Below are 22436 nucleotides of genomic sequence, written 5' to 3' on the forward strand. Positions count from 1 at the left end.
TGCGGGTAACGGTTTTGCGTTGCTTGGTTTGAAGTTGTGCGCTGAATCTACAGCGCTCAGCGCCAATCTTCCAGTTGATCCATCACGCGCATGGCCATTGTGCGTGTCACCGGGCGCTTCTCGGCCAGCGATTGTTCATCGAGGGCCGCGGCCATGTCGCGGGCTGCGGTGAAGGACCGCTCGATCCGGGGCAGCAGGTAGGGGATCACGTCGGGGTTCGGCATGATCTGCCGGTCGGTGAAGAACTTGATCAGCAGTGCCCCGAGCAGGGCGTCATCGGGCTTTTGCAAGGTGACGGAGGGGCTGGCCTCCATGCGACTGGCGAGGTCCGGCAGGATCAGCCCCCAGCGCGCGGCGGGCCGCGCGGCGGTGACCAGCAGGGAGTTGCCCTCGGCCAGCAGCAGGTTGTGGAGGTGGAAGAGCGCCTCCTCGGCGGCGCGGTGGCCGGCGATGTCGGGCACGTCCTCGACGACCAGGTGCCCGGTGGCCAGCGCGGGGATATCGGCCAGCAGGAGCTCTCGGGCCGGCAGGATGGTGCCACCGCTGCGCTCGGTCCAGATATGGGCTAGATGGGTCTTGCCGGACCCTTCCGGGCCGATCAGGGCGAGCTTGGGGCCGCCCCAGCCGCCGGGCCAGCTGTCGACCATGGCAAAGGCGACCTGATTGCTGGCGCCGAGGATGAATTCATCGCGCCCCATAGCATCCCTCTGTGACAGCAGGGGAAGACTTTGCTGGCGGTCATCCATGCATCAGTCCGACGCGTGGCCGTCGTCTGCCGGTCTGTGCTCGAAGCGCGAATCGTAGAAGGGGCTGTCCTTGTACTTTCCGATCAGGAACCGGGCGAGGACGCCGATGCAGGCGGCCAGGGGAACGGCGGCGAGCATGCCGACAAAGCCGAAGAGCGACCCGAAGACGGAGAGGGCGAAGATCAGCCAGACCGGGTGCAACCCGATGGAATCGCCCACGAGTTTGGGGGTGATGAAATTGCCCTCGGCGGCCTGGCCGGCAAAGAAGAGCACGGCGATCAGGGCGATATGGAACCAGTCGCCCCAGAACTGGAAGACCGCCATGCCGATGGCGAGGATGGCGCCCAGGGTGGCGCCGACATAGGGGATGAAGGTCACGAAGCCGGCGAAGGCGCCGATGAAGAGACCGTAGTGCAGCCCGGCGGCGATCAGCACGATGGAGTAGTAAGTGCCCAGGATCAGGCAGACGGTGCCCATGCCGCGGACGTAGCCCGACAGGGTCTGGTCAATCTCGCGGGCGAGGCGGCGGATCACCTCGAGGTGGTCGCGGGGCATGACGCTGTCGACGGCGGCGATCATGCGATCCCAGTCGAGCAGCAGGTAGATGGCCACGGCCGGGACGATGATGAAGAGCATGATCAGGCTGATCAGCGAGCCGAAGGAGGTGAGGAGCCCCTCGACCAGTTTCACGCCCTTCTGCTCGATCGTGCGCCCGAGGGCATCGAGGGACTGACGCAGGAAGGAATCCGAATCCGCCATCTGCGGGAAATGCTGCATGAGGAATTCATGCAGTTCCTTGAAGGCGTTGGGCAGAGCTTCGAGCAGTTCGATGGCCTGGCTGAACAGTGCCGGGATCAGGAGCAAGAAGGCCAGGACGAAGATGATGATGGCCCCGAGAGAGATGATCGCCGTGGCCAGGGCCCGGGACAGGCCGGCACGCTGGAGCCGGTCGGCGAGCGGATCGAGGAAATAGGCGATGGCCGCTCCGATGAGGAAGGGCATGAGCACCGAGTCCAGCCAGAGGAGGGTTGCGAAGATGGCAACCACCGCGATGGTCCAGAAGGTGAACTGCTGACGGAAGGTTAGGCGCACGGATATTCCCCCTGATTGATTCACTTCTCGGCGGAAGCGGTACGGATTTCAAGCATGAAGGGGGATGGCCGCGTGCCTGTGTCGCGGAATTGCCATTGCTGCTTGCAGCCGCCTTTTATAAACCGGGCGCAATCCAAGCTGAAAAGGCCCGAGACATGCGTCTGTCCCGTTACTTCCTGCCCGTGCTCAAGGAAACGCCCGCCGAGGCGCAGATCGTCAGCCACCGCCTGATGCTGCGTGCCGGGATGATCAAGCAGGCGAGCGCCGGTATCTATTCCTGGTTGCCGCTGGGCTACAAGGTTCTGAAGAACATCGAGAATATCGTCCACGAGGAGCAAAGGCGCGCGGGCCACATCCCGATGCTGATGCCGACGCTGCAATCGGCGGACCTGTGGAAGGAAAGCGGCCGCTACGATGCCTACGGCCCCGAGATGCTGCGCATCCGCGACCGCCAGGACCGCGACATGCTCTATGGTCCGACGAACGAGGAAATGTTCACCGACGTCTTCCGGACCTACGTCAAATCCTACAAGGACCTGCCGCTGACCCTCTACCAGATCCAGTGGAAGTTCCGCGACGAGATCCGCCCCCGTTTCGGCGTGATGCGGGGCCGCGAGTTCCTGATGAAGGACGGCTACAACTTTGATTTGACGAAGGAAGATGCCCTTCATGCCTACAACCGCCACCTGGTGAGCTACCTGCGCACCTACGAGCGGATGGGCCTGCAGGCGATCCCGATGCGCGCCGACAGCGGTCCGATCGGCGGCGACGACACCCATGAATTCCTGGTGCTGGCCGAAACCGGCGAGAGCGAGGTCTTCTATGACAGCCAGATCACCGAGCTGAAGTTTGGCGACCGCGAGATCGACTATGATTCGGTCGAACAGTGCCAGGCCGTGCTGGAGGAATTCACCAGCCGCTATGCCCGCACCGACGAGACCCACGACGAGGCGATCTTCAACGAGGTGCCCGAGGAACGGCGCCGCGTCGCCCGGGGGATCGAGGTGGGGCAGATCTTCTACTTCGGCACCAAGTATTCCGACGCCATGGGCGCCACGGTGCAGGGCCCGGACGGCAAGCAGATCCCGGTGCACATGGGCAGCCACGGCATCGGTGTCAGCCGCCTGCTGGGTGCGATTATCGAGGCATCCCATGACGATAAGGGCATCATCTGGCCCGAGGGCGTGACGCCCTTCCACGTCGGTATCATCAACCTGAAGGTGGGGGACGACGAGGCCGACGCGGCCTGCGAGGCGCTCTATGCCAGCTTCGAGGCCCTGGGGCTCGACCCGCTCTACGACGACACCAACGAGCGCGCCGGCGGCAAGTTCGCCACCATGGACCTGATCGGCCTGCCCTGGCGGATCACCGTGGGCCCGCGCGGGCTGAAGAACGGCGTGGTCGAGCTGACCTGCCGCCGCACCGGCGAGAGCGAGGAGCTGTCGCCCGAGCAGGCGGTGGCGAAGGTTTCGGCGATCTACGGCAAGGCCTGAAGATCGCGTTGACCCTGCGGGCGGGAGCCTCCGGCGGGGATATTTGAAACAAGAAAATGGGTCCGTGAAGGCCCGCAGATGGGACGCGCAGGGGCGCGTCCCATTTCATTTCCGGAATATGATTAACCCGTTGAAATCGCCCGATGCCAACGTCGGTATTACGTCGGTATCTTGTCGGTATCTTGTCGGTATCACGTCGGTGCGAAATCGCCCGGGAAGGGCGGGTTAACGGGTTCCGGAGGTGTTAACCCTTCAGTAACCGCGGGATCGGTCGACCTCGAAGAGGAAGGGCTCGCCGGCCTCGCCGCGGCGCACGTTCTCGGCCACCACCTCGGAGGCGGTGCTCTCGCGGGTGTCCGAGGCGATATGCGGACAGACCGTGACGCCGGGATGCGCCCAGAAGGGATGCGTGGGGGGCAGGGGTTCCTCGCGGAAGACGTCGAGGGTGGCATGGCGCAACCGGCCGCTGTCGAGCGCGGCGATCAGCGCGTCGTCGACGATGAGCGGGCCGCGCCCGGGATTCAGGATCACGGCGCCCTCCGGCAGAAGGGCCAGGCGGGCGGCATCCATCAGGTCGGTGGTCTCGGGCGTCAGCGGCAGGAGCAGCACCAGGATCTCTGCGGTCGAGAGAGCGGTGTTTAGCCCCTCGGGCCCGGAGAGGCAGGTGATCCCCTCGATCTGCTTCTGGCTGCGGCTCCAGCCGGTCACCGGAAAGCCGAGAGCGGCGAGCGCGCTGGCGCAGGCGGTGCCGAGCTCGCCCAGGCCCAGCACGGTGACGGGCCGGTCCTGGGCCAGCGGCGGCACCTTGGGCTGCCAGCGGCCATCCTGCCGGGCGAGGAAATAGTCGATGTCGAGGTGATGGCGCAGCACGTGGCCGGTGACCCATTCCACCATGCCACGCTCGAGCCCGTGATCCACCATGCGGCAGAGCGGCTGCGTCAGGGTCTCGTTGCCGACGATCTTCTCGACCCCTGCCCAGAGGTTCAGCACCGCCTTCGTCCGGGTGTAGGGGGTGAAATCGCGCAGCGCGGAATCGGGCTCGTAGATGATGTAGTCGACCTCTTCGGGCGCAAATTCGGTGCGCAGGTCGACCGCGAGGCCCGCGGCCTCGAAGGCCTTGCGCAGCAGCGGCTCGTAGCTGGCCCAGTTTGAGGATTTCGCGGCGAAGAGGACGTTGATCATGAAGGCTCCCGTGGCTTTGCCAGGAGGCTAGCAGGGGCGCGCCCGGGTTCCAACCGGAAGGCGGGAGGATGGGGCAGGAGCCTCCGGCGGGGATATTTCGAACAGGGAAACGACAGGGCGTTCTGCCTGTTTCCCTGTTTCGAAATATCCCGGGGGAGTCGCGAAGCGACGGGGGCAGCGCCCCCTCTTCGTCCCGGTTTCAGCGCGGCTTGTGGACGTGGGCGCTCTGCACCAGGCCGAAGCCCACCATCAGCACCAGCATGGCCGAGCCGCCGTAGCTGACCAGCGGCAGCGGCACGCCGACCACCGGCGCAAGGCCCATGACCATCGACATGTTCACCGAGAAGAACAGGAAGAAGGTGGTGGCGATCCCGAGGGTCAGCAGCGCCCCGTAGCGGTTGGGGTTGTTCATCGCCGAGGTCACGCAGAAGACGATGATCAGGGCGTAGAGCACCAGCAGGGAGATGCCGCCGATGAAGCCGAATTCCTCGGCGAGCGTGGTGAAGATGAAGTCGGTGTGCTTTTCCGGCAGGAAGTTCAGCCGCGACTGGGTGCCCTGCATGTAGCCGCGCCCGGCCCAGCCGCCGGAGCCGAGGGCGATCTTGGACTGGGTGATGTGATAGCCGGCGCCGAGCGGGTCCTGGGAGGGATCGAGGAAGGTGTCGATGCGGCGGAACTGGTAATCCTTGATCAGCTGCCAGTCTGTGCCGCGGCTTTCGAAGACCGCCGCCACGAGGCCCACGCCGCCGGCGATGACGGCGGCGAAATAGGCCCAGTGGACACCGGCCATGAACATCACCGCGCCGCCGCCCGTGAGCAGCAGGATCGCGGTGCCCAGGTCGGGCTGCTTCAGCACCAGGAAGGTGGGCGCGAGGATGATGACCACCGGGATCAGCACCCAGAGCGGATGCGAGGCCTTGCGCACCGGCAGCCAGTCGTAATAGGCGGCGAGGAACATCACCAGGGCGATCTTCATCAGCTCGGAGGGTTGCAGCCTGAGCGGCCCGATGTCGATCCAGCGCTGTGCGCCCATGCCGATGGTGCCGAAGAGCTCCACGGCCACCAGCAGGACAAGCGAGACGGCATAGAGCAGCCCCGAGATGTTGCGCCAGAACCAGATCGGCACCATGGCGATGATGAACATGATGCACAGGCCGAGGATGAAGCGCTTGATCTGCGGTTCGGCCCAGGGCGTGAAGCTGCCGCCGGCGACCGAGTAGAGCATGAGAAAGCCGACCGAGGCCACGCAGCTGAGCAGGATCATCAGGCCCCAGTTGAAGTAGAGCACCTTGCGCAGCCCGGTGGGGACGGTCTTTACGGAATATTCGAGATAGCTCATGCGCGGCTCTTGTGATCACGGTCGACCTGCGGGCGCAGGGCGCGCAGGCGTTCCTGCTGCTCGGCGATGGCGTCACGGTCCTTGGCGGGATAGACGTCGAGCGGCGGGTCGCCGTTGTAGAGCGCCTGCAGGGTGATGTCTCGGGCGATGGGCGCCGCGGTGCCGGAGCCGGAGGAGCCGTGTTCCACGACCACGGCCACGGCGACCTTGGGGTTGTCGTAGGGGGCGAAGTCGATCCAGAGCGCGTGGTCGCGCCGTTCCCAGGGCAGGTCGGCGTTGGAGGTGACACCCGCCGCGCGTTCGGCGGCGGTGATGTTGCGCACCTGGCTGGTGCCCGACTTGCCCGCCATGCGCATGTTGTCCCCGATGATCCGGGAGCGGTAGCCGGTGCCGCGACGGTTGTTGGAGACCTCGAACATGCCCTTGCGGACCACGGCGAGGCTGCTGTCGGAGATGTCGAGGTGTTCGCCGGAGCCGGAGGGCTGTTCGACGCCGTTGACCGACTTGATCACCCGGGGCGTCACGTTGCGGCCGGTGGCGATGCGCGCGGTCATGATGGCGAGCTGCAGCGGCGAGGCCAGCACGTAGCCCTGGCCGATGGCCGAGTTGACGGTATCGCCGATCACCCATTCCTGCTCGCGGTTGGCGCGTTTCCATTCCTTGGTGGGGGCGAGGCCGGTGGCGACGGCCGAGAGCGGCAGGTCGTGGTGCACGCCCACGCCCATCTTCATCGCCATCTCGGAGATCTTCTCGATGCCGACCAGCATGGCGAGCTCGTAGTAGTAAACATCGCAGGAGTGCTGGAGCGATTCGACCATGTTGACGTGGCCGTGGCCGCCACGCTTCCAGCAGTGGAAGCGGCGGTTGGAGACCTCGAGGTAGCCGGGGCAGTAGAAGGTATCTTCCGGGCTGATCACCCCGGCCTCGAGCCCGGCCAGCGCCACCATCGTCTTGAAGGTGGAGCCGGGCGGGTAGATGCCCTGCACCGCCTTGGCGGCCAGCGGGCGGTGGTGGTTGTTCATCAGCGCGTTGTAGTCGGTGACGGAAATGCCGCGCACGAAGAGGTTGGGATCGAAGCTGGGCGCGGAGGCCACGGCCAGGAGATCGCCGTTCTCGCAGTCGATGACCACGGCGGCGGCGCTTTCCTCGCCGAGGCGGGCCTGGGCGTAGTTCTGCAGCATCACGTCGGTGGTCAGCTGCAGGTTCTCGCCCTGCTGGCCTTCCTGGCGATCGAGCTCGCGCATGACGCGGCCGACGGCGTTGACCTCGACCCGGCGCGCGCCGGCAGAGCCGCGCAGCTCGTCCTCCATCTTGGCCTCGATGCCGACCTTGCCGATCTGGAAGCGCGGGATGCGCAGCACCGGATCGGGATCCTCGATCTTGGACAGGTCGTAATCGGAGACCGGGCCGACATAGCCCACCACATGGGCAAAGTCCTGTCCGAGCGGGTAGGAGCGCGAGAGCCCCACCTCGGGCGTGATGCCGGGCAGGGCGGGGGTGTTCACGGCAATGCGGCTGACATCCTCCCAGGAGACGCGGTCGGCGAGGGTGATCGGCAGGAAGGGGGCGGAGCGCTCCATCTCGGTCATGGCGCGCTCGACGTCCTCCTTGGGCAGGGGCATCAGCTCGGACAGGCGGTGGATCACCCGGTCGACGTCGCCGGCGTCTTCCTCGACGATGGTGATGCGGTAGGAGGGTTCGTTGCGGGCGATGGCGATGCCGTTGCGATCGAAGATCTCGCCGCGGGCGGGCGGGATCAGGCGCACGTTGATGCGGTTTTCCTCGGCCAGCATGCGGAACTGATCGGCCTGATCGACCTGAAGATAGCGCATCCGTGCCGCCAGCACCCCCATGAAGGCCAGTTGCGAGCCACCGAGCAGCAGCGCCCGCCGCGAGATGCGTCGGGTGGAGAGGGCGGTATCCTTGGCAGTGCGTTTCATAGGCGATGCCCCAGGCTGTCGACCTCGCCCAGGGCGGCCCGGCGCAGGCCGAAGAGCAGCACCGAGATGCCGGCGAGGATCGGATAGACGAGAATGGTGGCGGCGAGCTGGCTGAGGGTGACCACGAAACCGGGCGCATCGAGCATGAAGAGCCCGAGCGCCAGGCGATAGCCGAGCAGGATGAGGGTGGTGGTGATGGCCGCGGCCAGCCATTCCGCCAGGAAGGTGCGGTCGCGCATCCCGCGCGACCGTCGTTTCAGGCGGTGCACGAAGAAGACCGCCATGGCGGCATAGAGGCCCGGCGGGCGCATGGTGAGCAGGTCCTCGAGGAGGAAGAGGACCGCCAGCAGGGGCGTGGGCACCAGCTCGGGGCGGCGGATCGCCCAGACCAGGGTAAGCGCCAGCGTCAGGTCGGGCCCGGCCAGCATGCGCGGCACGGTTTCCAGCGGCAGCAGGGCGAACATCACCAGCAGCAGGAAGAGGCCGGTGAAGACCAGCCTGAGGCCCCAGGTGCGGGGCATGGAGGCGCGGATCGCCTCAGCCATCCTGTCCCTCGCGGGCCTGGGTGGCGGGATCGGGCAGGCCGGGGGTGCCGGCGCCGTCGGTGGCGCCGGGCGCGGGCGGGCCCTGCACGGGGCCGGCGGGGATCTGTGGCGAGATCAGCCCACCGGGGCGGTGCAGGGTTTCGGCCCCGAGCTGACGCAGTACGCGCAGGAATTCGAGCCGTTCGTAATCGGCGGCCAGGCGCACCCGGAGGCGGCCGTTGGCATCCTCGGCCACCTGTCCCACCAGCAGGCCGGCGGGAAACACCCCGCCATCGCCGGAGGAGACGACCCGGTCGCCCGGGCGCACGAGATCCGGGTTCTCGATGAAATCGATGGGGGGCGCGGCGGAATTGTCGCCCATGATCATGGCGGTCTGCCCGGAGGGCTGGATCGTCACCGGCAGCCGCGAGGAGGTATCGGTGAGCAGCAGCACGCGGGAGATCTTGTCGCCGACGCCGGAGATGCGACCGACCAGGCCGATGCCGTCCATCGCGGCCCAGCCGTCGACGATGCCGTCACGGGCGCCGATGTTCAGCAGAACGGACTGACGGTAGGGCGAGCCGCTGTCGGCCATGACCACGCCGGTGATGTAGGTCAGCCGGGGATCGAGCTGGACGTTGTTGAGATCAAGCAGCCGGGCGTTTTCCTGTTCGAGCTGCAGCGCGGCCTCTTTCCAGGCCTTCATCTGCTGCAACTCGCGGCGCAGCTCGTTGTTCTGCTCGACGATGCGGGAGTAGCTCTGGAAGTCGCGGAGCAGGTTCACGGTGCCGGTGACCGGCGCCATGACCCAGTCCATCGAGGGCATCACATGATCGATCACCTGGGCGCGGAAGCGTTCCACCCGCGGGCTGTCGATGCGCCAGACCAGGAAGATGGCGATGAGCACCAGCACGACAATGCTGACCAGCAGCCGCCGGAGCGGGGTGAAATAGTCTTCTTCCTGTGAACGGTCCTTGGCCATGTGACCCCATCGGTCCTGTCAGAATGGGATGATCCGCCCCCCGGAAAGGTCCGGAGAGGCAGGACACTCACGGCACCAGAGTGGTAGGCTCAGCTGTCGTAGTCAATCGCGTGACGGAGTTGCTTTTCGTACTCCAGCGCCTTGCCCGTGCCAAGCGCCACGCAGTTCAAGCTTTCGTCAGCGATGGAGACGCCGAGGCCGGTCTGCTCGCGCAGGGCCAGGTCGAGGTCGCCGAGCAGCGCACCGCCGCCCGTCAGCATGACGCCACGATCGACGATGTCGGCGGCGAGATCCGGCGGCGTGGCTTCCAGCGCGGTCATCACGGCTTCGCAGATCTGCTGCACCGGTTCGGCGAGGGCCTCGGCCACCTGGGCCTGGGTCACCTCGATTTCCTTCGGCACGCCGTTCAGCAGGTCGCGGCCGCGCACCTGCATGGTGGCGCCGCGGCCATCGTCGGGCATGCGGGCGGTGCCGATGGTGGTCTTGATGCGCTCGGCGGTGGATTCACCGACCAGCAGGTTCTGCTGGCGGCGCAGGTAGGAGATGATCGCCTCGTCCATGCGGTCGCCGCCGACGCGGACGGAGCGGGCATAGACGATGTCGCCGAGGGACAGGACGGCGACCTCGGTGGTGCCGCCGCCGATGTCGACGACCATGTTGCCGGTGGGATCGGTGATGGGCATGCCCGCACCGATGGCCGCGGCGATGGGTTCGGCGATCAGGCCGGCGCGGCGGGCGCCTGCGGAGAGGACCGACTGACGGATCGCGCGTTTCTCAACCGGGGTGGCGCCGTGGGGGACGCAGACGATGATCTTGGGCTTGGAGAAGGTCGAGCGACGATGCACCTTGCGGATGAAGTGCTTGATCATCTCCTCGGCCACGTCGAAATCGGCGATGACGCCCTCGCGCATCGGGCGGATGGCCTCGATCGAGCCGGGCGTCCGGCCGAGCATCAGCTTGGCATCCTCGCCCACGGCCAGCACCTTCTTGACGCCGTCCTTGACGTGGTACGCGACCACCGAGGGCTCCGACAGGATAATACCCCGGCCCTTGACATAAACCAGTGTATTTGCCGTCCCGAGGTCGATCGCCATGTCCGAAGAGAACAGGCCCGGCATTCTGTCGAAAAGTCCCATGTAGTCGTTGTCCCGCTAACATACCCCAATTGGCCCGCGATTCCCCCGGGCTAAACCGTGTCGTCTTATAGGCAAGGGCCCCCGGCGTGGAAAGGGGGCGTTACTCGTCAGGTAAGCGCTGTTCCGCCGCGTTGAGGAGATATCTGGGAGATTGCCTGCGGCGCGGGCAGGGCGTATCGGGGAGGGATGCTGTCATATCAACACATCTATCACGCCGGAAATCCCGCCGACCTGCACAAGCACGCCCTTCTGGCGGTGATGCTGGAGCACATGGGCGAGAAGCCGAAACCGATGAGCTACCTCGAGACCCACGCGGGCCGGGGGCTCTATGATCTCGGCTCTGCCGAGGCGCAGAAGACCGGCGAGGCCGCCGCGGGGATCGGGGCCCATGGCGCCTGGTTTCCGCCCGACCACCCCTATGCGCGGGCGGTCGCGGCGGTGCGCGCGGTGCATGGCGAGGCGGCCTATCCCGGCTCTCCGCTGATCGCGGCGGAGCTGCTGCGGGCGGGCGACGGCATGGACCTGGCGGAGCTGCACCCGGGCGAGCACGAGGCGCTGCGCCTTGCCATGAAGGGGGCCACGAAGGGCAGCCGCGCGCGGCTGCACCGTCAGGACGGCTTCGAGATGGCGATGTCGGTCTGCCCGCCGGAGCCCCGCCGCGGGCTGATGGTGATCGATCCCTCCTACGAGGTGAAGGCGGATTACGGCTTCATTCCGGGCTTTGTGCGCAAGCTGCACCGGGCCTGGAACGTGGGCGTGATCGCGCTCTGGTATCCGCTGCTGAAGGACGGCCGCCATGGCGAGATGCTGGCGGCGCTGGAGGCGCTGGACCTGCCCAAGGTGCTGAAGAGCGAGGTGCATTTCCCGCCCGTGCGTCCCGGTCACGGGATGATCGGCAGCGGCATGTTCATCGTCAACGCGCCCTGGGGCACGGCAGAGGAGGCGGACCGGCTGAAGGCGCACTTTGGGCGGTGATCAAAGCTCTGTGAGGAGGGCCGGGACGTGAGCGAACTGAGGAAAATGCAGGCGGGCGAGTGGTACAACACCCTCGATGCCGGGTTGAACGACCTGCGGGTGGTCGCCCGGCGCGCGGTCTGGGAGCACAATACACTGCCGCCGGAGGCGCGCGAGGGCGCAGGCCCGGCGCTCCGGGCGCTTTTCGGCACATTCGCCGACGATGCCTTTGTCGAGGCGCCGTTCCACTGTTCCTACGGGTTCAACGTGCATATCGGGCCGGGCGTCTACCTGAACGCGGGCTGCGTGATCCTGGACGCGGGCGAGGTGCGGATCGGCGCGCGCAGCATGATGGGGCCGGGCGTGCAGATCCTGACGCCGGAACACCATCACGAGCCGAAGCCGCGCAGCGAGGGCCGCGAAGTGGCCCGCCCGGTGACACTGGGCGAGGATGTCTGGATCGGCGGCGGCGCCATCGTGATGGGCGGCGTGAGCATCGGCGACGGCGCCATCGTGGGCGCCGGAGCCGTGGTGACGAAGGACGTGCCGGCCGGTGGCAAGGTGGCGGGGGTGCCTGCGCGGCCGCTCTAGGCGCGGCTGCCGCAGGTTTTACCGCAGGTCATGCTTCGGTGGTGACGGGCGTGTCCACGGGCTTGTCCACGGGGCGCGGCTTGCCGTTCTCGTCGACGGCGACCATGGTGAAGCGGGCCTCGGTGACCTTTTCGCGCACGGCGGTGAAGGCACGGCGCGCCCAGGCCTCGATCTCGATGACCATGGAGGTACGGCCGACCTGGTCGACCTTGGTGTAGACGCAGAGCGTGTCACCCACGGCCACGGGTTTCTTGAAGACGATCTCGTTGGCGGCGATGGTGACGGTGCGGCCGTTGCAGCGCTCGGTCGAGCGGATGGCGGCGGCGAGGTCCATCTGCGACATGACCCAGCCCCCGAAGATATCGCCGGCGGCGTTGGTATCGGCGGGCATGGCCACGGTGCGCAGGGTCAGCTCCATTCCTTCGGGATGATCGGCGGGCATTGGTCTGTCTTTCTATCTGTCTCTATCCGTATGGACTGCGAGATAGGGACCGGCCAGGGAAAGGGAAACCCCTGCTGCAGTGCAGCAAAGCGGGCATGCACCAGGCGAAGGGCTGTGCGGCGGAACTGCCGATCTGTTGACCAGATGCTCGCCCCGCGGTTGCGGAACGGCCTATTTTCCGGGCGCATCGTGTATTTTCAGGCCGCGGTCGCCCCCGGGAACCGCGAGGGAGGCGGCGCCCGGGCCGCAGGGACATGGTGATCCGGAGGGCCTTGTCATTCCGCGCCGAGGGGCCTTTGCTGCGAAACAGCGAAACAGCGAAACAGCGAAACAGCGAAACAGCGAGCCGGAGGCGGTGATGAAGGGCGAGATCAGGCAGGATGGCACCCGGGTGGCCTATGAGAACAACTGGATGCGGGTGCGCGAGGACGAGGTGACCTTTCCCAACGGGCACAAGAGCATCTTTGGCGTGGTGGAGAAGGCGGATTTCGTCGCGGTGATCCCGGTCGACGATCAGGGCCGCATCCACATGGTCAGCCAGTACCGCTATGCCGTGGGCACGCGCACCTGGGAGATCGTGCAGGGCAGCTGGCCGCACCGGCCGGAGGCCAGCCCCGAGGAGGTGGCGCACGGCGAGCTGAAGGAGGAAACCGGCCTTGTTGCCCGCGAGATGGAGCTGATCGGGGCCCTGTTCCAGGCGCCGGGGCTGTCGACGCAGAGGTTTCATGCCTATCTGGCAAGGGGTCTGACAGCGGGCGAGGCCGAGCGCGAAGTGACCGAGAGCGACATGGAAGTGCAGGCCTTTACCATGGCCGAGATCCGCGAGATGGTGGCTGACGGGCGGCTGATGGACGGCACGACGCTGTCGGTCTTCGGCCTGCTGGCCATGCAGGGGCAGCTTGACGCGCTGGGATAGCGCGGAAGGGGGGGAGAATGAGCCGGAACATGCGCGTGGACACAGCCGGGATCCCGGTGCTGGCGCCGATCGCGGAGCTCGATTACTTCGACAGCCGCTCGGCGCCGCTGCCGGAGCCGATGACGGCGGTGGCGGCCTGGAACCTGGTGATGTCGAAGCCGGTGCCGCTGCTGGGGCTGGCCTTCCGCATCCGCGACGGCATCTCCTCGCTCTTCGGCGTGAAGAAGATCGGCGGGCTGAGCGGCAAGCCGGTGGGATTTGTCCAGCCGGGCGACAGGGTGGATTTCTTCCTGGTGGAACAGGTCGATGACGAGGTGCTGGTATTGACCGCACGCGACCGGCACCTGGACGTGATGACCACGATCACGACCCATGGCGGGATCCTGACGGTGACATCCTCGGTGAAGACGCACAACGCCTTCGGCAAGGCCTACATGCTGCCGGTGGGCCCGGCGCACAAGATGATCGTCAACCACATGATGAAGCAGCTGCCGCCGGCGGAGTGACCGGGGGCCGGCCAATGCGAAAAGGCCCCGGGCGATGCCGGGGCCTTGGTGTTTCGGGAGGCGGCAGGGATCAGCCGGCGTCCTTGTAGCTGATCTCGCGTTCGTCGCCGCCGGCGCCGACCTTGCCGCGGCGCACGATCAGGCGGTTGAGCGCGTGGATGTAGGCGCGCACCGAGGCGACCACGGTATCGGTATCGGCGTTGGAGCCGGTGACGATGCGGCCATCCTCGTTCAGGCGGACGGACACGGTGGCCTGGGCGTCGGTGCCCTTGGTCACGGCAGAGACCTGGTAGAGCTCGAGCTTGGCCTCGTGCGGGAAGATCTGCTTGACCGCGTTGAAGGCGGCATCGACCGGGCCGTCGCCGGTGGTCTTGGCGGTCTTTTCCTCGCCGTCGACGATCATTGTCATCTCGGCCGACTGGCCGCCGGTACCGCAGATCACGGTGAGATCCTTGAGCGCGAGGTGATCCGGGGTGGCATCCTCGGAGACGCGGACGAGGGCGAGGATGTCGTCGTCGTAGACTTCCTTCTTGCGGTCGGCGAGGGCCTTGAACCGCACGAAGACGTCCTGAAGCTGGTTGTCGGCCATCTCGACGCCGAGCTGGCGGAGCTTGTCGCGGAGCGCGGCGCGGCCGGAGTGCTTGCCCATGACGAGGTTGGTGGCGGCAAGGCCCACGTCCTCGGGCCGCATGATCTCGAAGGTCTCGGCATTCTTGAGCATGCCGTCCTGGTGGATGCCGCTCTCGTGCGCGAAGGCGTTCTTGCCCACGATGGCCTTGTTGAACTGAACCGGGAAGCCAGAGACGGCAGCGACGCGGCGCGAGATGTTCATGATCTTGCGGGTGTCGATGCCGGTGTCGTAGGGCATGATGTCGTGACGCACCTTGAGCGCCATCACGACTTCCTCGAGCGCGGTGTTGCCGGCGCGTTCGCCGAGGCCGTTGATGGTGCATTCCACCTGGCGCGCGCCCGCCTCGACGGCGGCAAGCGAGTTGGCCGTGGCCATGCCGAGGTCGTTGTGGCAGTGGGTGGCAAAGATGATCTCGTCGGCACCCGGCACCTTTTCGAGCAGCATCCGGATGAGGTCGGCGCTCTCGCGCGGGGCGGTATAGCCGACGGTATCGGGGATGTTGATCGTGGTGGCGCCGGCCTTGATGGCGATTTCCACCACGCGGCAGAGGTAATCATGCTCGGTGCGGGTGGCATCCATCGGCGACCACTGGACGTTGTCGCAGAGGTTGCGGGCGTGGGTGACCGTCTCGTGGATGCGCTGGGCCATCTCGTCCTGGTCGAGGTTGGGGATGGCGCGGTGCAGCGGCGAGGTGCCGATGAAGGTGTGGATCCGGGGCCGGGCGGCGTGTTTCACGGCCTCCCAGCAGCGGTCGATATCCTTGAAATTGGCACGGGAGAGACCGCAGATCACGGAGTTCTTCGAGTTCCTGGCGATCTCGGAGACGGCGGCGAAATCGCCCTCGGAGGCGATGGGGAAGCCGGCCTCGATGATGTCCACGCCCATCTCGTCGAGCATGGCGGCGATCTCGAGCTTTTCCTCGTGCGTCATGGTGGCGCCGGGCGATTGCTCGCCGTCACGGAGCGTGGTGTCGAAGATGAAGACGCGGTTCTTGTCTGCGGTGGTGATGGGGCTGGTCATGGGATGTCTCTTGCTGAGCTGGATGTGTCGTCTGCTGATGCCATGGCGCGAAAGGCTGGTATCCCCTCTGAGCGAGTCGCGCCGTTACGGCACGCTCAGAGGCGCGTTAGCAGTAGACCCAGCAGGCCAGCACGAAGACCGCCCAGCGGACGGTGTGCAGTGAGGATATGGGCCTGAGTCATCATGACCCGTGCCTAGCCGATCAAGACCCTGATGAAAAGGCGGAAAATACGCTGCACCTGCAAAGTGGCCGTCGCGGTGCCCGGAGCGGGGGAGGGGCGGTCGGCGCCCCCGGTCGAGACGTGGCCGTACGGTTTTCGCGAACATCCGGCGAACGTAAAGGAAATCCTCAGACTTTGATGAAAGGGATGAGCGCCAGGGATCACCGGCCAGAAAGGTTGTGAAGGATGACGACACCGCGCAAGCGTATCGCGCTGGTCACGGAGGAACTGAGCCTGTTTCCCCCGTCCGGCGGAATCGGGGCGGCCTTCCAGGAACTGGCGCTGTCGCTCGCGGGGCAGGGGCACAGCGTGGATATCCTGTTCGTGCCGACGAGCATCGAGGTCGCCGAGGCCGCGCGGGAGGGGCATTATGCGCTCTCCGGGGCCGGTGTGCGTCTGATCGTGCCCGACTTCGAGAAATACGTCTGGGAAGGCAGCGACTACTCCAAGAAGACCTACACGGTCTTCCGGACGCTCGAGGATGTCGGCTACGACTACGACTTCATCCATTTCCACGAGTACAAGGGCCTGGGCTTTGCCAGTGTCGAGGCCAAGCGCTGTGGCCTGGCCTTTGCCGGGACCGACATCGTGGTTCAGCTGCATGGCCCGACGGCCTGGACGATGGCGGCCAACAAGGCGATGTTCTCGCATCCCGACCAGCTGCGCATCGACCACATGGAGCGGCGCAGCATCGCGGGGGCTGACGTGGTCGTCTCGCCCAGCCGCTTCCTGCTGGACTGGATGGTGGAACAGGCCTTCGTCCTGCCGCCGGAGCCGCGCCGCAAGGTGATCAAGAACGTCATGAACCCGGTGCGCCGCGCCGAGACGGGAACCGGCGGACCGATCCACCCGCGCGAGATCATCATGTTCGGCCGCCACGAAGGGCGCAAAGGGCCGCTGCTCTTCGTCGATGCGATCCGCAAACTTGCCCGCGAGGGGCAGCTGGCGGGTGTCGGGGTGACGTTCCTGGGCGGTTTCGGCTCCATCAACGGGCGCCATTCCGGGCTGGTCCTGACCGAGATGCTGAAGGGCGAGGACATCCTGCCCACCTTCATCACCGACGCCGGGCGCACGGCGGCGCACGAGTACCTGCTGTCGCGGCCCGATGCACTTGTCGTGGTGCCGAGCCCGGAGGAAAACCTGCCCTACACGGTCTTCGAGGCGGTGTCGCTGGGCAAGCCGGTGCTGTCGTCGGAGCGCGGCGGCGGCCGCGAGATCATCGCTGCCGGGCAGCATGGCACGCATTTGTTCCGGCCGGATGTCGATGGCCTTGCCGCGGCCATCGCCGCGACGCTGGAGCACGGCATCGCCCCCAGCCTGTTGAGCGAGACCAAGGATGAGGTCGAGGCGCAATGGGCCCGCTTCCATGCCGCGCGACACGCGCCCGAGCGCCCGAAGGTGACGGAACTGCCGCGGGTCACGCTGGGCATCACCCACTACGAGCGCCCGCGCAAGCTGATGGATGCGCTCTGGAGCGCGATCCGGCAGGACTACGATAACCTGGAGATCATCGTGGTCGACGACGGCTCGCGCCAGCCCGCGACGCTGAAGACGCTTGAACAGGTGGAGCAGATCCTCGAGCGCTGCGGCGGGCGGCTGATCCGGCAGGAGAACGCCTACCTGGGTGCGGCGCGCAACACCGTGGTGCGCAACTCCACCTCCGAGTACCTGATCTTTCTCGACGATGATGACATCGCCTTTCCCGACATGGTCTCTCGCATGGTCACGGCGGCGGTGCATTCCGGGGCCGGGGTGATCAACTGTCCCAATCTCTTCATGCCCGAGGCGCGCCGTGCCGAGGCGCTGATCGAGGGCGAGCAGTTCGACCAGCAGCTCTCCTATTTCCCGCTCGGCGGGCCGCTCTCGGTCTGCACGCGGGAGAACTGGTTCGGCTCGGCCACGGCACTGATCGCGCGGCGGGTCTTCGACCAGGTCGGCGGCTATACCGAGGAGCGCGGGGTGGGCTTCGAGGATTACGAGTTCATGTTTCGCGTGGCCCAGGCCGGCCAGGAGATCGCGATCCTGCCGCGGCCGCTCTACCTCTACGAGGTCGACCGGCCCAGCATGATCTCGCGGACCTCGATGGTGGCCAATTACAGGCGTGTCTTCAACGCGATAGACCCGGCGCTCTGCGGCGGGGCGCTGCGCGACCTGCTGGGCGTCACGGTGGGGGAAAAGGCGCTGAAGGACCAGTTCGCGCGCATCCGCTGGGAAGAGGAGCGCGACCCGAACGCCGAGCTGCTGAAGGAGGTGCGCACGGCGGAAACCCCGCAGGACCTGCGCACGGCCCTGGCCGCCTATGCCCAGGCCATCGGCGCCGACAACGTGGCGCGCGCCTGGCTGGCGGATCCGCTGAGCGCGGCGCCCGAGCAGCCTGCCCGGCGCAGCAGTGCCCCGCGTCGCAACCGCCTGACCACAAGTGCCGGCGACACCGGTTTCTCGGACTTCACCGTGCTGCTGGCCCATGGCCGGCACGAGGACGCGGCCGCCCTGATGCTGCGTCATGCGGCGGAGAGCTTTGTCGTGCCGGAGGATACGGTGCTTGCGTTTTCGCACCTCTGCCGGGCCGCGCCGGAAGGGGCGGAGGCGCTGATCATGCGCACCGGTCTGAGCCTGCTGGACAGCGAAATGGAGATGGAGGGCGCTGCGGTCGTACTGGCCGAGCTGCTGCTGCGCGGTGCCGGCCGCGACAGGGCGGATCCGGGGCTGCTGCGGTATCTTTCGGACATCTACGCCGGCGAGGAGCTGTCCTATTGCAGCCGGTATCCCGAGGTGCACCAGGCGATTCACGTGAAGGGGATCCTGCCCGATGCGATGGAGCATTACCGCCGCCATGGCCGCGCAGAGGGGCGGGCGGGCTTCGAGCTGTTCGACCTGACGGCGGCGAAACTGTCGCGCCGGCAAGGCAGCATGGCGGCCTGGGATCTGCCGCGGCTGCTCGGCTTCGAGGAGTTCCGCGATATGGCCAGCCAGCGTGACGGAACCGCCCCGCAGCGGCAGACGGCCTGACGGGGAGGCGGAGACATGAGCATTCTGATCACGGGCGGGGCAGGGTTCATCGGGTCGCACATGGTGCACGCCCTGCTGGACGCGGGGCATCGCGACATCGTGGTGGTGGACAACCTGACGACGGGCTTTCGCGACGCGGTGCCCGAGGACGTGGCCTTTCACCTGGCCGACGTGGGCGACATGGCAGCGATGCGCGAGGTCATGGCGCAGCACAAGACAAGGGCCGTGCTGCATTTCGCCGGCTCGATCGTGGTTCCGGAGTCGGTGCGTGACCCGGTGAAATACTACCGCAACAACACCCTCAACACCTTCGCGCTGATCGCGGCCGCGGTCGACGCGGGGGTCGAGGCCTTCATCTTTTCCTCCACCGCCGCAGTCTATGACGCCAGCGCCGCGACCCAGGTGGACGAGGCCGGCGCGCTCGGTCCGATCTCTCCCTACGGGGCATCGAAGCTGATGTCGGAAGGGATGCTGCGCGACATCTGCGCCGCCTCGGGCATGCGCTACGGCGTGTTGCGCTATTTCAACGTGGCGGGGGCCGATCCGGCCGGGCGATGCGGGCAGCGGTCGCCCGATGCGACCCACCTGATCAAGCTCGCGTCGCTTGCCGCACTGGGCCGGCGCGACCGGCTGATGGTCTTCGGCTCGGATTTCGACACGCCGGACGGCACCGGGGTGCGCGATTACATCCATGTCTCGGACCTGGCCGAGGCGCACCGGCTGCTGCTCGGCCATCTGCTGGGCGGCGGGGCCTCGGTCACGCTGAACTGCGGCTATGGTCACGGCTACTCGGTGCTCGAGGTCGCGGCGGCGGTGGGCCGGGCGGCAGGACACCGCATCTCTGTCGAGTTTCAGGAGCGCCGGCCGGGCGACCCCGGCATGCTGATCGCGGATTCGACCCGGCTCCGGGACCTGCTCGGCTGGCGCCCGCGCCATGCCGACCTGGACCGGATCGTGGCCGATGCCTACCGCTGGGAACTGCACATGTCGCAGCTGACCGCGTCTGTCCCGAGCCCCGCGAAGGTTTCGGCCCGCGCGGCGGCTGCCCGCCGGGCCGCCGGCTGACGCGAAGGGAGAGGAAAACCATGCCCCATACCGCCAATGTCACCGCGCCGATCACCCTGCTGGGGCTGGGCCGGTCCGGCACCACGCTGCTCTCGGCCTGTTTCGGCCAGCACCCCGAGTTTCACAGCTGTGGCGAGACCGGCGGCGTGATCTTCAGCATGTGGGAGGGTGCCAAGGCCACCTTCATGCCGGTGCCGCGCCCGGCCTTTCGCGACACCGACGAGAAATGTGCCTATTTCGTGCAGAGTGCCCTGATGGCCCTGTCACCTTCGGACCGGCCGCATTGGTTTCACAAGCCCGCTGGGCTGCCTGTCTGGCACTTGAACCTGGGCCGGCAGCAGGGCCAGCGCGGTGCGCTGTCGAATTTCCCGGTGGAATGGTACTGGGAGGTGATGTGCAAGTCATTTCCGGACGGGCATTTCATCACCGTGCTGCGCAACCCTTTCGATATCGCGATCTCGCGCAAGCAGCACACCGACTGGACCTTTGCCGCGGTGCTGAACGACGTGGTGACCTACTACGAGATCCTGGCCCACGGACAGGAGCATTTCAGCAAGATCCTGTTCTTCGAGGACCTAGTGGCGGACGTCGAGGGCAGTTTGCGCGGGATCTGCGAGGCCTGTGGCGTGCCCTTCCACGAGGCGATGCTGAAAGGCGCGCAAAAGAGCCAGGCCCCGGTCGAGGGGCGCGGCCCGCGCCGTGATCACCGCGACGACTGGGCGCTCTTCGAGGATTTCGAGCTGAGCGCGGACCGGCGCGACCTGCTGTTGAGTACCTGGGAAGGCCTTGGCCGCGAGCTGGCGATGCCGGAGGGGCTGAAGATCGCGTGAAGCGGAGCGCCGCGGGGGGCGCCGAAGCGAACAGTCGCAAAGAGCCGCCGAAATCCATCGTGAAGATCAGGTATCGAGACTCGGCGGGGAAATGGAGAGGGAGGGTGCGCCTCCGTTCTCCCACCCCGCGGGCCCGGTCCTGCCGGAAAATGCAGCAGCAGGACGGGCATGGGTTGCATCCGTCCATGGCATTGTCGCGATAAAGATGCGATTGGCCAAGCCTTTCTGGACGCAGGGTAAATCCGGACCATGTTGAGCCGGGCTGGCCACCGCGGGCGGAATTGACCCGGCGCGGCGGGCCGGCGCAGCGAACAATTCTGGATGCGCCATGCTCTCCGATATCCTCCTGATTCTCGCGGCGCTGATCGTGGGTGCCTCGAAGGGCGGTCTTGCCTCGGCCGCGGCGATTGCCGTGCCGATGCTGGCCCTCTTCATGAACCCGATCACCGCTGCGGCGACCCTGCTGCCTGTCTATATCGTCACCGACTGGATCGGTGTCTGGCTCTACCGCAGGCATTTCTCGAAACCGAACGTGCTGATCCTGACGCCCTCGATCGTGCTGGGCGTCGCGATCGCCACGGTGATCACCCCCTACACGCCGGAATATGCCCTGCTGATCTTCACCGGGCTGATCGGCCTGTGGTACTGCATCCGCGCCTGGATCAAGCGCGGCAACCTGGAAAAGCACGAGGCCCGCGTGGCACCGGGCATCTTCTGGGGCATGATCACGGGGATCGCCAGCTTCATCACCCATTCCGGCGCCCCGCCGGCGCAGGCCTACCTGTTGCCACAGAAGCTCGACAAGCTGGAGTTCGCGGGCACCGTGGCGATCAGCTTTGCCGTGGGCAACCTGGTCAAGCTGCCGGCCTATTACGCCATCGGACAGCTCGACGGGCTGAACTGGTGGCTGATCGCGGTGCTGGCCGTGGCCGGGATCGGCGGCACTTTCCTCGGGCGCTGGCTGACACATCTCTTGCCCCAGGCGCTCTACATGAAGATCATCCAGGTGATGCTCTTCATCCTGTCGGTGATCCTGCTGATCAAGGGCGGTCTGGAGATCTTTGGCGGCTGAGGAGGAGACGGCATGGAACGGGCCCTGGTCATCGGTGCAAGCGGCGGAATAGGCGCGGCCGTCACGGCGGCGCTTCGGGCGCGCGGGGCGGAGGTGACCACGCTGTCGCGGCGCGAAGACGGGCTGGACGTGACTCGGGAGGAGAGCGTCGCCGGCCTGCTGGGGCGCCTGTCGCCGGGGTTCGACCTGATCTTTTGTGCCACCGGGGCACTTGAGGGGGCGGGCCATCCGCCCGAAAAGGCCCTGAAGGAGCTGACGCCGGAGGCCATGGCAGCCCAGTTCGCGGTAAATGCCATCGGCCCCGCGATGGTGCTGAAACACGGGCTGCGCCTGCTGCCCCGTGACAGGCGTGCCGTGATCGCGGTGCTCTCCGCGCGGGTCGGCAGCATCGGCGACAACCGCCTGGGGGGCTGGCATTCCTATCGCGCGTCCAAGGCGGCGGTGAACCAGGTGGTGCATGGCGCGGCGATCGAGCTGGCGCGGAGCCACCGCGACGGGATCTGCGTGGCGCTGCATCCGGGCACGGTGGCCACGCCCTTTACCGCGGCCTATGCCGGGCGCCATCCGGTGGTGCCGCCCGGGGAGGCGGCGGCAAACCTGCTCTCGGTGATCGCGCGGCTGACGCCCGGCGACAGTGGGGGCTTTTTCGACTGGCGCGGCGAGAGGGTGCCTTGGTGAGCACGTTTAGCGCGTGACGCCTGCACGCGCCTGCGCTATCAGCGTCCGGCAATTTACCAGGAGATCC

Annotated in this window: 20 protein-coding genes; 10 read left to right on the plus strand and 10 right to left on the minus strand. The window is 66.7% G+C overall.

Going from position 1 to position 22436, the window contains the following annotated elements; all coding sequences use genetic code 11:
* Positions 1 to 56 precede the first annotated feature (56 nt).
* Positions 57 to 698 carry a DnaA/Hda family protein gene (locus AC0WR5_RS02885; RefSeq protein ID WP_475866749.1) on the minus strand — a complete coding sequence of 214 codons (642 nt, stop codon included), beginning with the start codon at positions 696 to 698 and terminating at the stop codon, positions 57 to 59.
* 51 nt (positions 699 to 749) lie between these two features.
* A complete protein-coding gene (locus AC0WR5_RS02890; protein ID WP_475866750.1) occupies positions 750 to 1838 on the minus strand; it encodes an AI-2E family transporter in 1089 nt (362 codons plus the stop codon).
* 155 nt (positions 1839 to 1993) lie between these two features.
* Here AC0WR5_RS02890 and proS point away from each other — a divergent pair, with 155 nt between their 5' ends.
* Positions 1994 to 3331: a proline--tRNA ligase gene (gene proS / locus AC0WR5_RS02895; protein ID WP_475866751.1), complete on the plus strand. Its 1338-nt coding sequence runs from the start codon at positions 1994 to 1996 to the stop codon at positions 3329 to 3331.
* 252 nt (positions 3332 to 3583) lie between these two features.
* Here the strand turns inward: proS and AC0WR5_RS02900 are convergent, their stop codons facing one another.
* The 6 genes from AC0WR5_RS02900 to AC0WR5_RS02925 all read right to left on the minus strand — a co-directional run bounded on the left by AC0WR5_RS02900 (position 3584) and on the right by AC0WR5_RS02925 (position 10434).
* On the minus strand, positions 3584 to 4513 hold the full coding sequence (locus AC0WR5_RS02900) for a 2-hydroxyacid dehydrogenase (RefSeq protein WP_475866753.1): 930 nt from the start codon (positions 4511 to 4513) through the stop codon (positions 3584 to 3586).
* Between the two features lie 199 nt (positions 4514 to 4712).
* Positions 4713 to 5852 carry a rod shape-determining protein RodA gene (gene rodA, locus AC0WR5_RS02905; protein ID WP_475866755.1) on the minus strand — a complete coding sequence of 380 codons (1140 nt, stop codon included), beginning with the start codon at positions 5850 to 5852 and terminating at the stop codon, positions 4713 to 4715.
* Positions 5849 to 7792, minus strand: a complete 1944-nt coding sequence (gene mrdA, locus AC0WR5_RS02910; protein ID WP_475866756.1) for a penicillin-binding protein 2 — start codon at positions 7790 to 7792, stop codon at positions 5849 to 5851. The genes rodA and mrdA overlap by 4 nt, the downstream gene beginning before the upstream one ends.
* On the minus strand, positions 7789 to 8337 hold the full coding sequence (locus AC0WR5_RS02915; protein ID WP_475866758.1) for a rod shape-determining protein MreD: 549 nt from the start codon (positions 8335 to 8337) through the stop codon (positions 7789 to 7791). Before AC0WR5_RS02915 ends, mrdA begins: the two co-directional genes overlap by 4 nt.
* Entirely contained in the window at positions 8330 to 9298 is a 969-nt protein-coding gene (gene mreC / locus AC0WR5_RS02920) for a rod shape-determining protein MreC (protein WP_475866759.1), read from the minus strand. Before mreC ends, AC0WR5_RS02915 begins: the two co-directional genes overlap by 8 nt.
* 89 nt (positions 9299 to 9387) lie before the next feature.
* Complete coding sequence (locus AC0WR5_RS02925) at positions 9388 to 10434, minus strand: rod shape-determining protein (RefSeq protein WP_475866761.1); 1047 nt, start codon at positions 10432 to 10434, stop codon at positions 9388 to 9390.
* A gap of 186 nt (positions 10435 to 10620) precedes the next feature.
* Here AC0WR5_RS02925 and rlmJ point away from each other — a divergent pair, with 186 nt between their 5' ends.
* Both rlmJ and AC0WR5_RS02935 read left to right on the plus strand, forming a co-directional pair.
* Positions 10621 to 11409, plus strand: coding sequence for a 23S rRNA (adenine(2030)-N(6))-methyltransferase RlmJ (gene rlmJ / locus AC0WR5_RS02930; protein ID WP_475866762.1), 789 nt, complete (start codon positions 10621 to 10623; stop codon positions 11407 to 11409).
* A gap of 27 nt (positions 11410 to 11436) precedes the next feature.
* Complete coding sequence (locus AC0WR5_RS02935) at positions 11437 to 11979, plus strand: sugar O-acetyltransferase (RefSeq protein WP_475866763.1); 543 nt, start codon at positions 11437 to 11439, stop codon at positions 11977 to 11979.
* A 28-nt stretch (positions 11980 to 12007) separates the two neighbouring features.
* Here AC0WR5_RS02935 and AC0WR5_RS02940 read toward each other — a convergent pair whose 3' ends face one another.
* A complete protein-coding gene (locus AC0WR5_RS02940; RefSeq protein ID WP_475866764.1) occupies positions 12008 to 12421 on the minus strand; it encodes an acyl-CoA thioesterase in 414 nt (137 codons plus the stop codon).
* Positions 12422 to 12779: 358 nt separating this feature from the next.
* Here AC0WR5_RS02940 and AC0WR5_RS02945 point away from each other — a divergent pair, with 358 nt between their 5' ends.
* A complete protein-coding gene (locus AC0WR5_RS02945; RefSeq protein ID WP_475866767.1) occupies positions 12780 to 13337 on the plus strand; it encodes an NUDIX domain-containing protein in 558 nt (185 codons plus the stop codon).
* A 17-nt stretch (positions 13338 to 13354) separates the two neighbouring features.
* Entirely contained in the window at positions 13355 to 13843 is a 489-nt protein-coding gene (locus AC0WR5_RS02950) for a DUF2867 domain-containing protein (RefSeq protein WP_475866768.1), read from the plus strand.
* 70 nt (positions 13844 to 13913) lie between these two features.
* On the opposite strand, the gene AC0WR5_RS02955 is transcribed toward AC0WR5_RS02950, so the two are convergent.
* Positions 13914 to 15494, minus strand: coding sequence for a 2-isopropylmalate synthase (locus AC0WR5_RS02955; protein ID WP_475866769.1), 1581 nt, complete (start codon positions 15492 to 15494; stop codon positions 13914 to 13916).
* A gap of 407 nt (positions 15495 to 15901) precedes the next feature.
* On the opposite strand from AC0WR5_RS02955, the gene AC0WR5_RS02960 reads away from it, so the two are divergent.
* The 5 genes from AC0WR5_RS02960 to AC0WR5_RS02980 all read left to right on the plus strand — a co-directional run bounded on the left by AC0WR5_RS02960 (position 15902) and on the right by AC0WR5_RS02980 (position 22369).
* Positions 15902 to 18724, plus strand: coding sequence for a glycosyltransferase (locus tag AC0WR5_RS02960; RefSeq protein WP_475866771.1), 2823 nt, complete (start codon positions 15902 to 15904; stop codon positions 18722 to 18724).
* A gap of 15 nt (positions 18725 to 18739) precedes the next feature.
* Entirely contained in the window at positions 18740 to 19789 is a 1050-nt protein-coding gene (galE, locus tag AC0WR5_RS02965; RefSeq protein ID WP_475866772.1) for a UDP-glucose 4-epimerase GalE, read from the plus strand.
* A 20-nt stretch (positions 19790 to 19809) separates the two neighbouring features.
* Positions 19810 to 20619: a sulfotransferase family protein gene (locus AC0WR5_RS02970; RefSeq protein WP_475866773.1), complete on the plus strand. Its 810-nt coding sequence runs from the start codon at positions 19810 to 19812 to the stop codon at positions 20617 to 20619.
* A gap of 328 nt (positions 20620 to 20947) precedes the next feature.
* On the plus strand, positions 20948 to 21691 hold the full coding sequence (locus AC0WR5_RS02975; protein ID WP_475866775.1) for a sulfite exporter TauE/SafE family protein: 744 nt from the start codon (positions 20948 to 20950) through the stop codon (positions 21689 to 21691).
* A gap of 12 nt (positions 21692 to 21703) precedes the next feature.
* Positions 21704 to 22369 (plus strand): SDR family NAD(P)-dependent oxidoreductase, encoded by a 666-nt coding sequence (locus tag AC0WR5_RS02980; protein WP_475866777.1) that lies wholly within the window; start codon positions 21704 to 21706, stop codon positions 22367 to 22369.
* Positions 22370 to 22436 lie beyond the last annotated feature (67 nt).

It is taken from the genome of Pseudooceanicola sp. DL12 (genome assembly GCF_056270665.1).

Excerpts from the sequence above, each read along its gene's own strand:
- AC0WR5_RS02885 (WP_475866749.1), bottom strand. The coding sequence starts at position 698 with ATGGGGCGCGATGAATTCATCCTCGGCGCCAGCAATCAGGTCGCCTTT.
- proS (WP_475866751.1), top strand. The coding sequence starts at position 1,994 with ATGCGTCTGTCCCGTTACTTCCTGCCCGTGCTCAAGGAAACGCCCGCC.
- AC0WR5_RS02900 (WP_475866753.1), bottom strand. The coding sequence starts at position 4,513 with ATGATCAACGTCCTCTTCGCCGCGAAATCCTCAAACTGGGCCAGCTAC.
- rodA (WP_475866755.1), bottom strand. The coding sequence starts at position 5,852 with ATGAGCTATCTCGAATATTCCGTAAAGACCGTCCCCACCGGGCTGCGC.
- mrdA (WP_475866756.1), bottom strand. The coding sequence starts at position 7,792 with ATGAAACGCACTGCCAAGGATACCGCCCTCTCCACCCGACGCATCTCG.
- AC0WR5_RS02915 (WP_475866758.1), bottom strand. The coding sequence starts at position 8,337 with ATGGCTGAGGCGATCCGCGCCTCCATGCCCCGCACCTGGGGCCTCAGG.
- mreC (WP_475866759.1), bottom strand. The coding sequence starts at position 9,298 with ATGGCCAAGGACCGTTCACAGGAAGAAGACTATTTCACCCCGCTCCGG.
- AC0WR5_RS02925 (WP_475866761.1), bottom strand. The coding sequence starts at position 10,434 with ATGGGACTTTTCGACAGAATGCCGGGCCTGTTCTCTTCGGACATGGCG.
- rlmJ (WP_475866762.1), top strand. The coding sequence starts at position 10,621 with ATGCTGTCATATCAACACATCTATCACGCCGGAAATCCCGCCGACCTG.
- AC0WR5_RS02940 (WP_475866764.1), bottom strand. The coding sequence starts at position 12,421 with ATGCCCGCCGATCATCCCGAAGGAATGGAGCTGACCCTGCGCACCGTG.
- AC0WR5_RS02945 (WP_475866767.1), top strand. The coding sequence starts at position 12,780 with ATGAAGGGCGAGATCAGGCAGGATGGCACCCGGGTGGCCTATGAGAAC.
- AC0WR5_RS02950 (WP_475866768.1), top strand. The coding sequence starts at position 13,355 with ATGAGCCGGAACATGCGCGTGGACACAGCCGGGATCCCGGTGCTGGCG.
- AC0WR5_RS02955 (WP_475866769.1), bottom strand. The coding sequence starts at position 15,494 with ATGACCAGCCCCATCACCACCGCAGACAAGAACCGCGTCTTCATCTTC.
- AC0WR5_RS02960 (WP_475866771.1), top strand. The coding sequence starts at position 15,902 with ATGACGACACCGCGCAAGCGTATCGCGCTGGTCACGGAGGAACTGAGC.
- galE (WP_475866772.1), top strand. The coding sequence starts at position 18,740 with ATGAGCATTCTGATCACGGGCGGGGCAGGGTTCATCGGGTCGCACATG.
- AC0WR5_RS02970 (WP_475866773.1), top strand. The coding sequence starts at position 19,810 with ATGCCCCATACCGCCAATGTCACCGCGCCGATCACCCTGCTGGGGCTG.
- AC0WR5_RS02975 (WP_475866775.1), top strand. The coding sequence starts at position 20,948 with ATGCTCTCCGATATCCTCCTGATTCTCGCGGCGCTGATCGTGGGTGCC.
- AC0WR5_RS02980 (WP_475866777.1), top strand. The coding sequence starts at position 21,704 with ATGGAACGGGCCCTGGTCATCGGTGCAAGCGGCGGAATAGGCGCGGCC.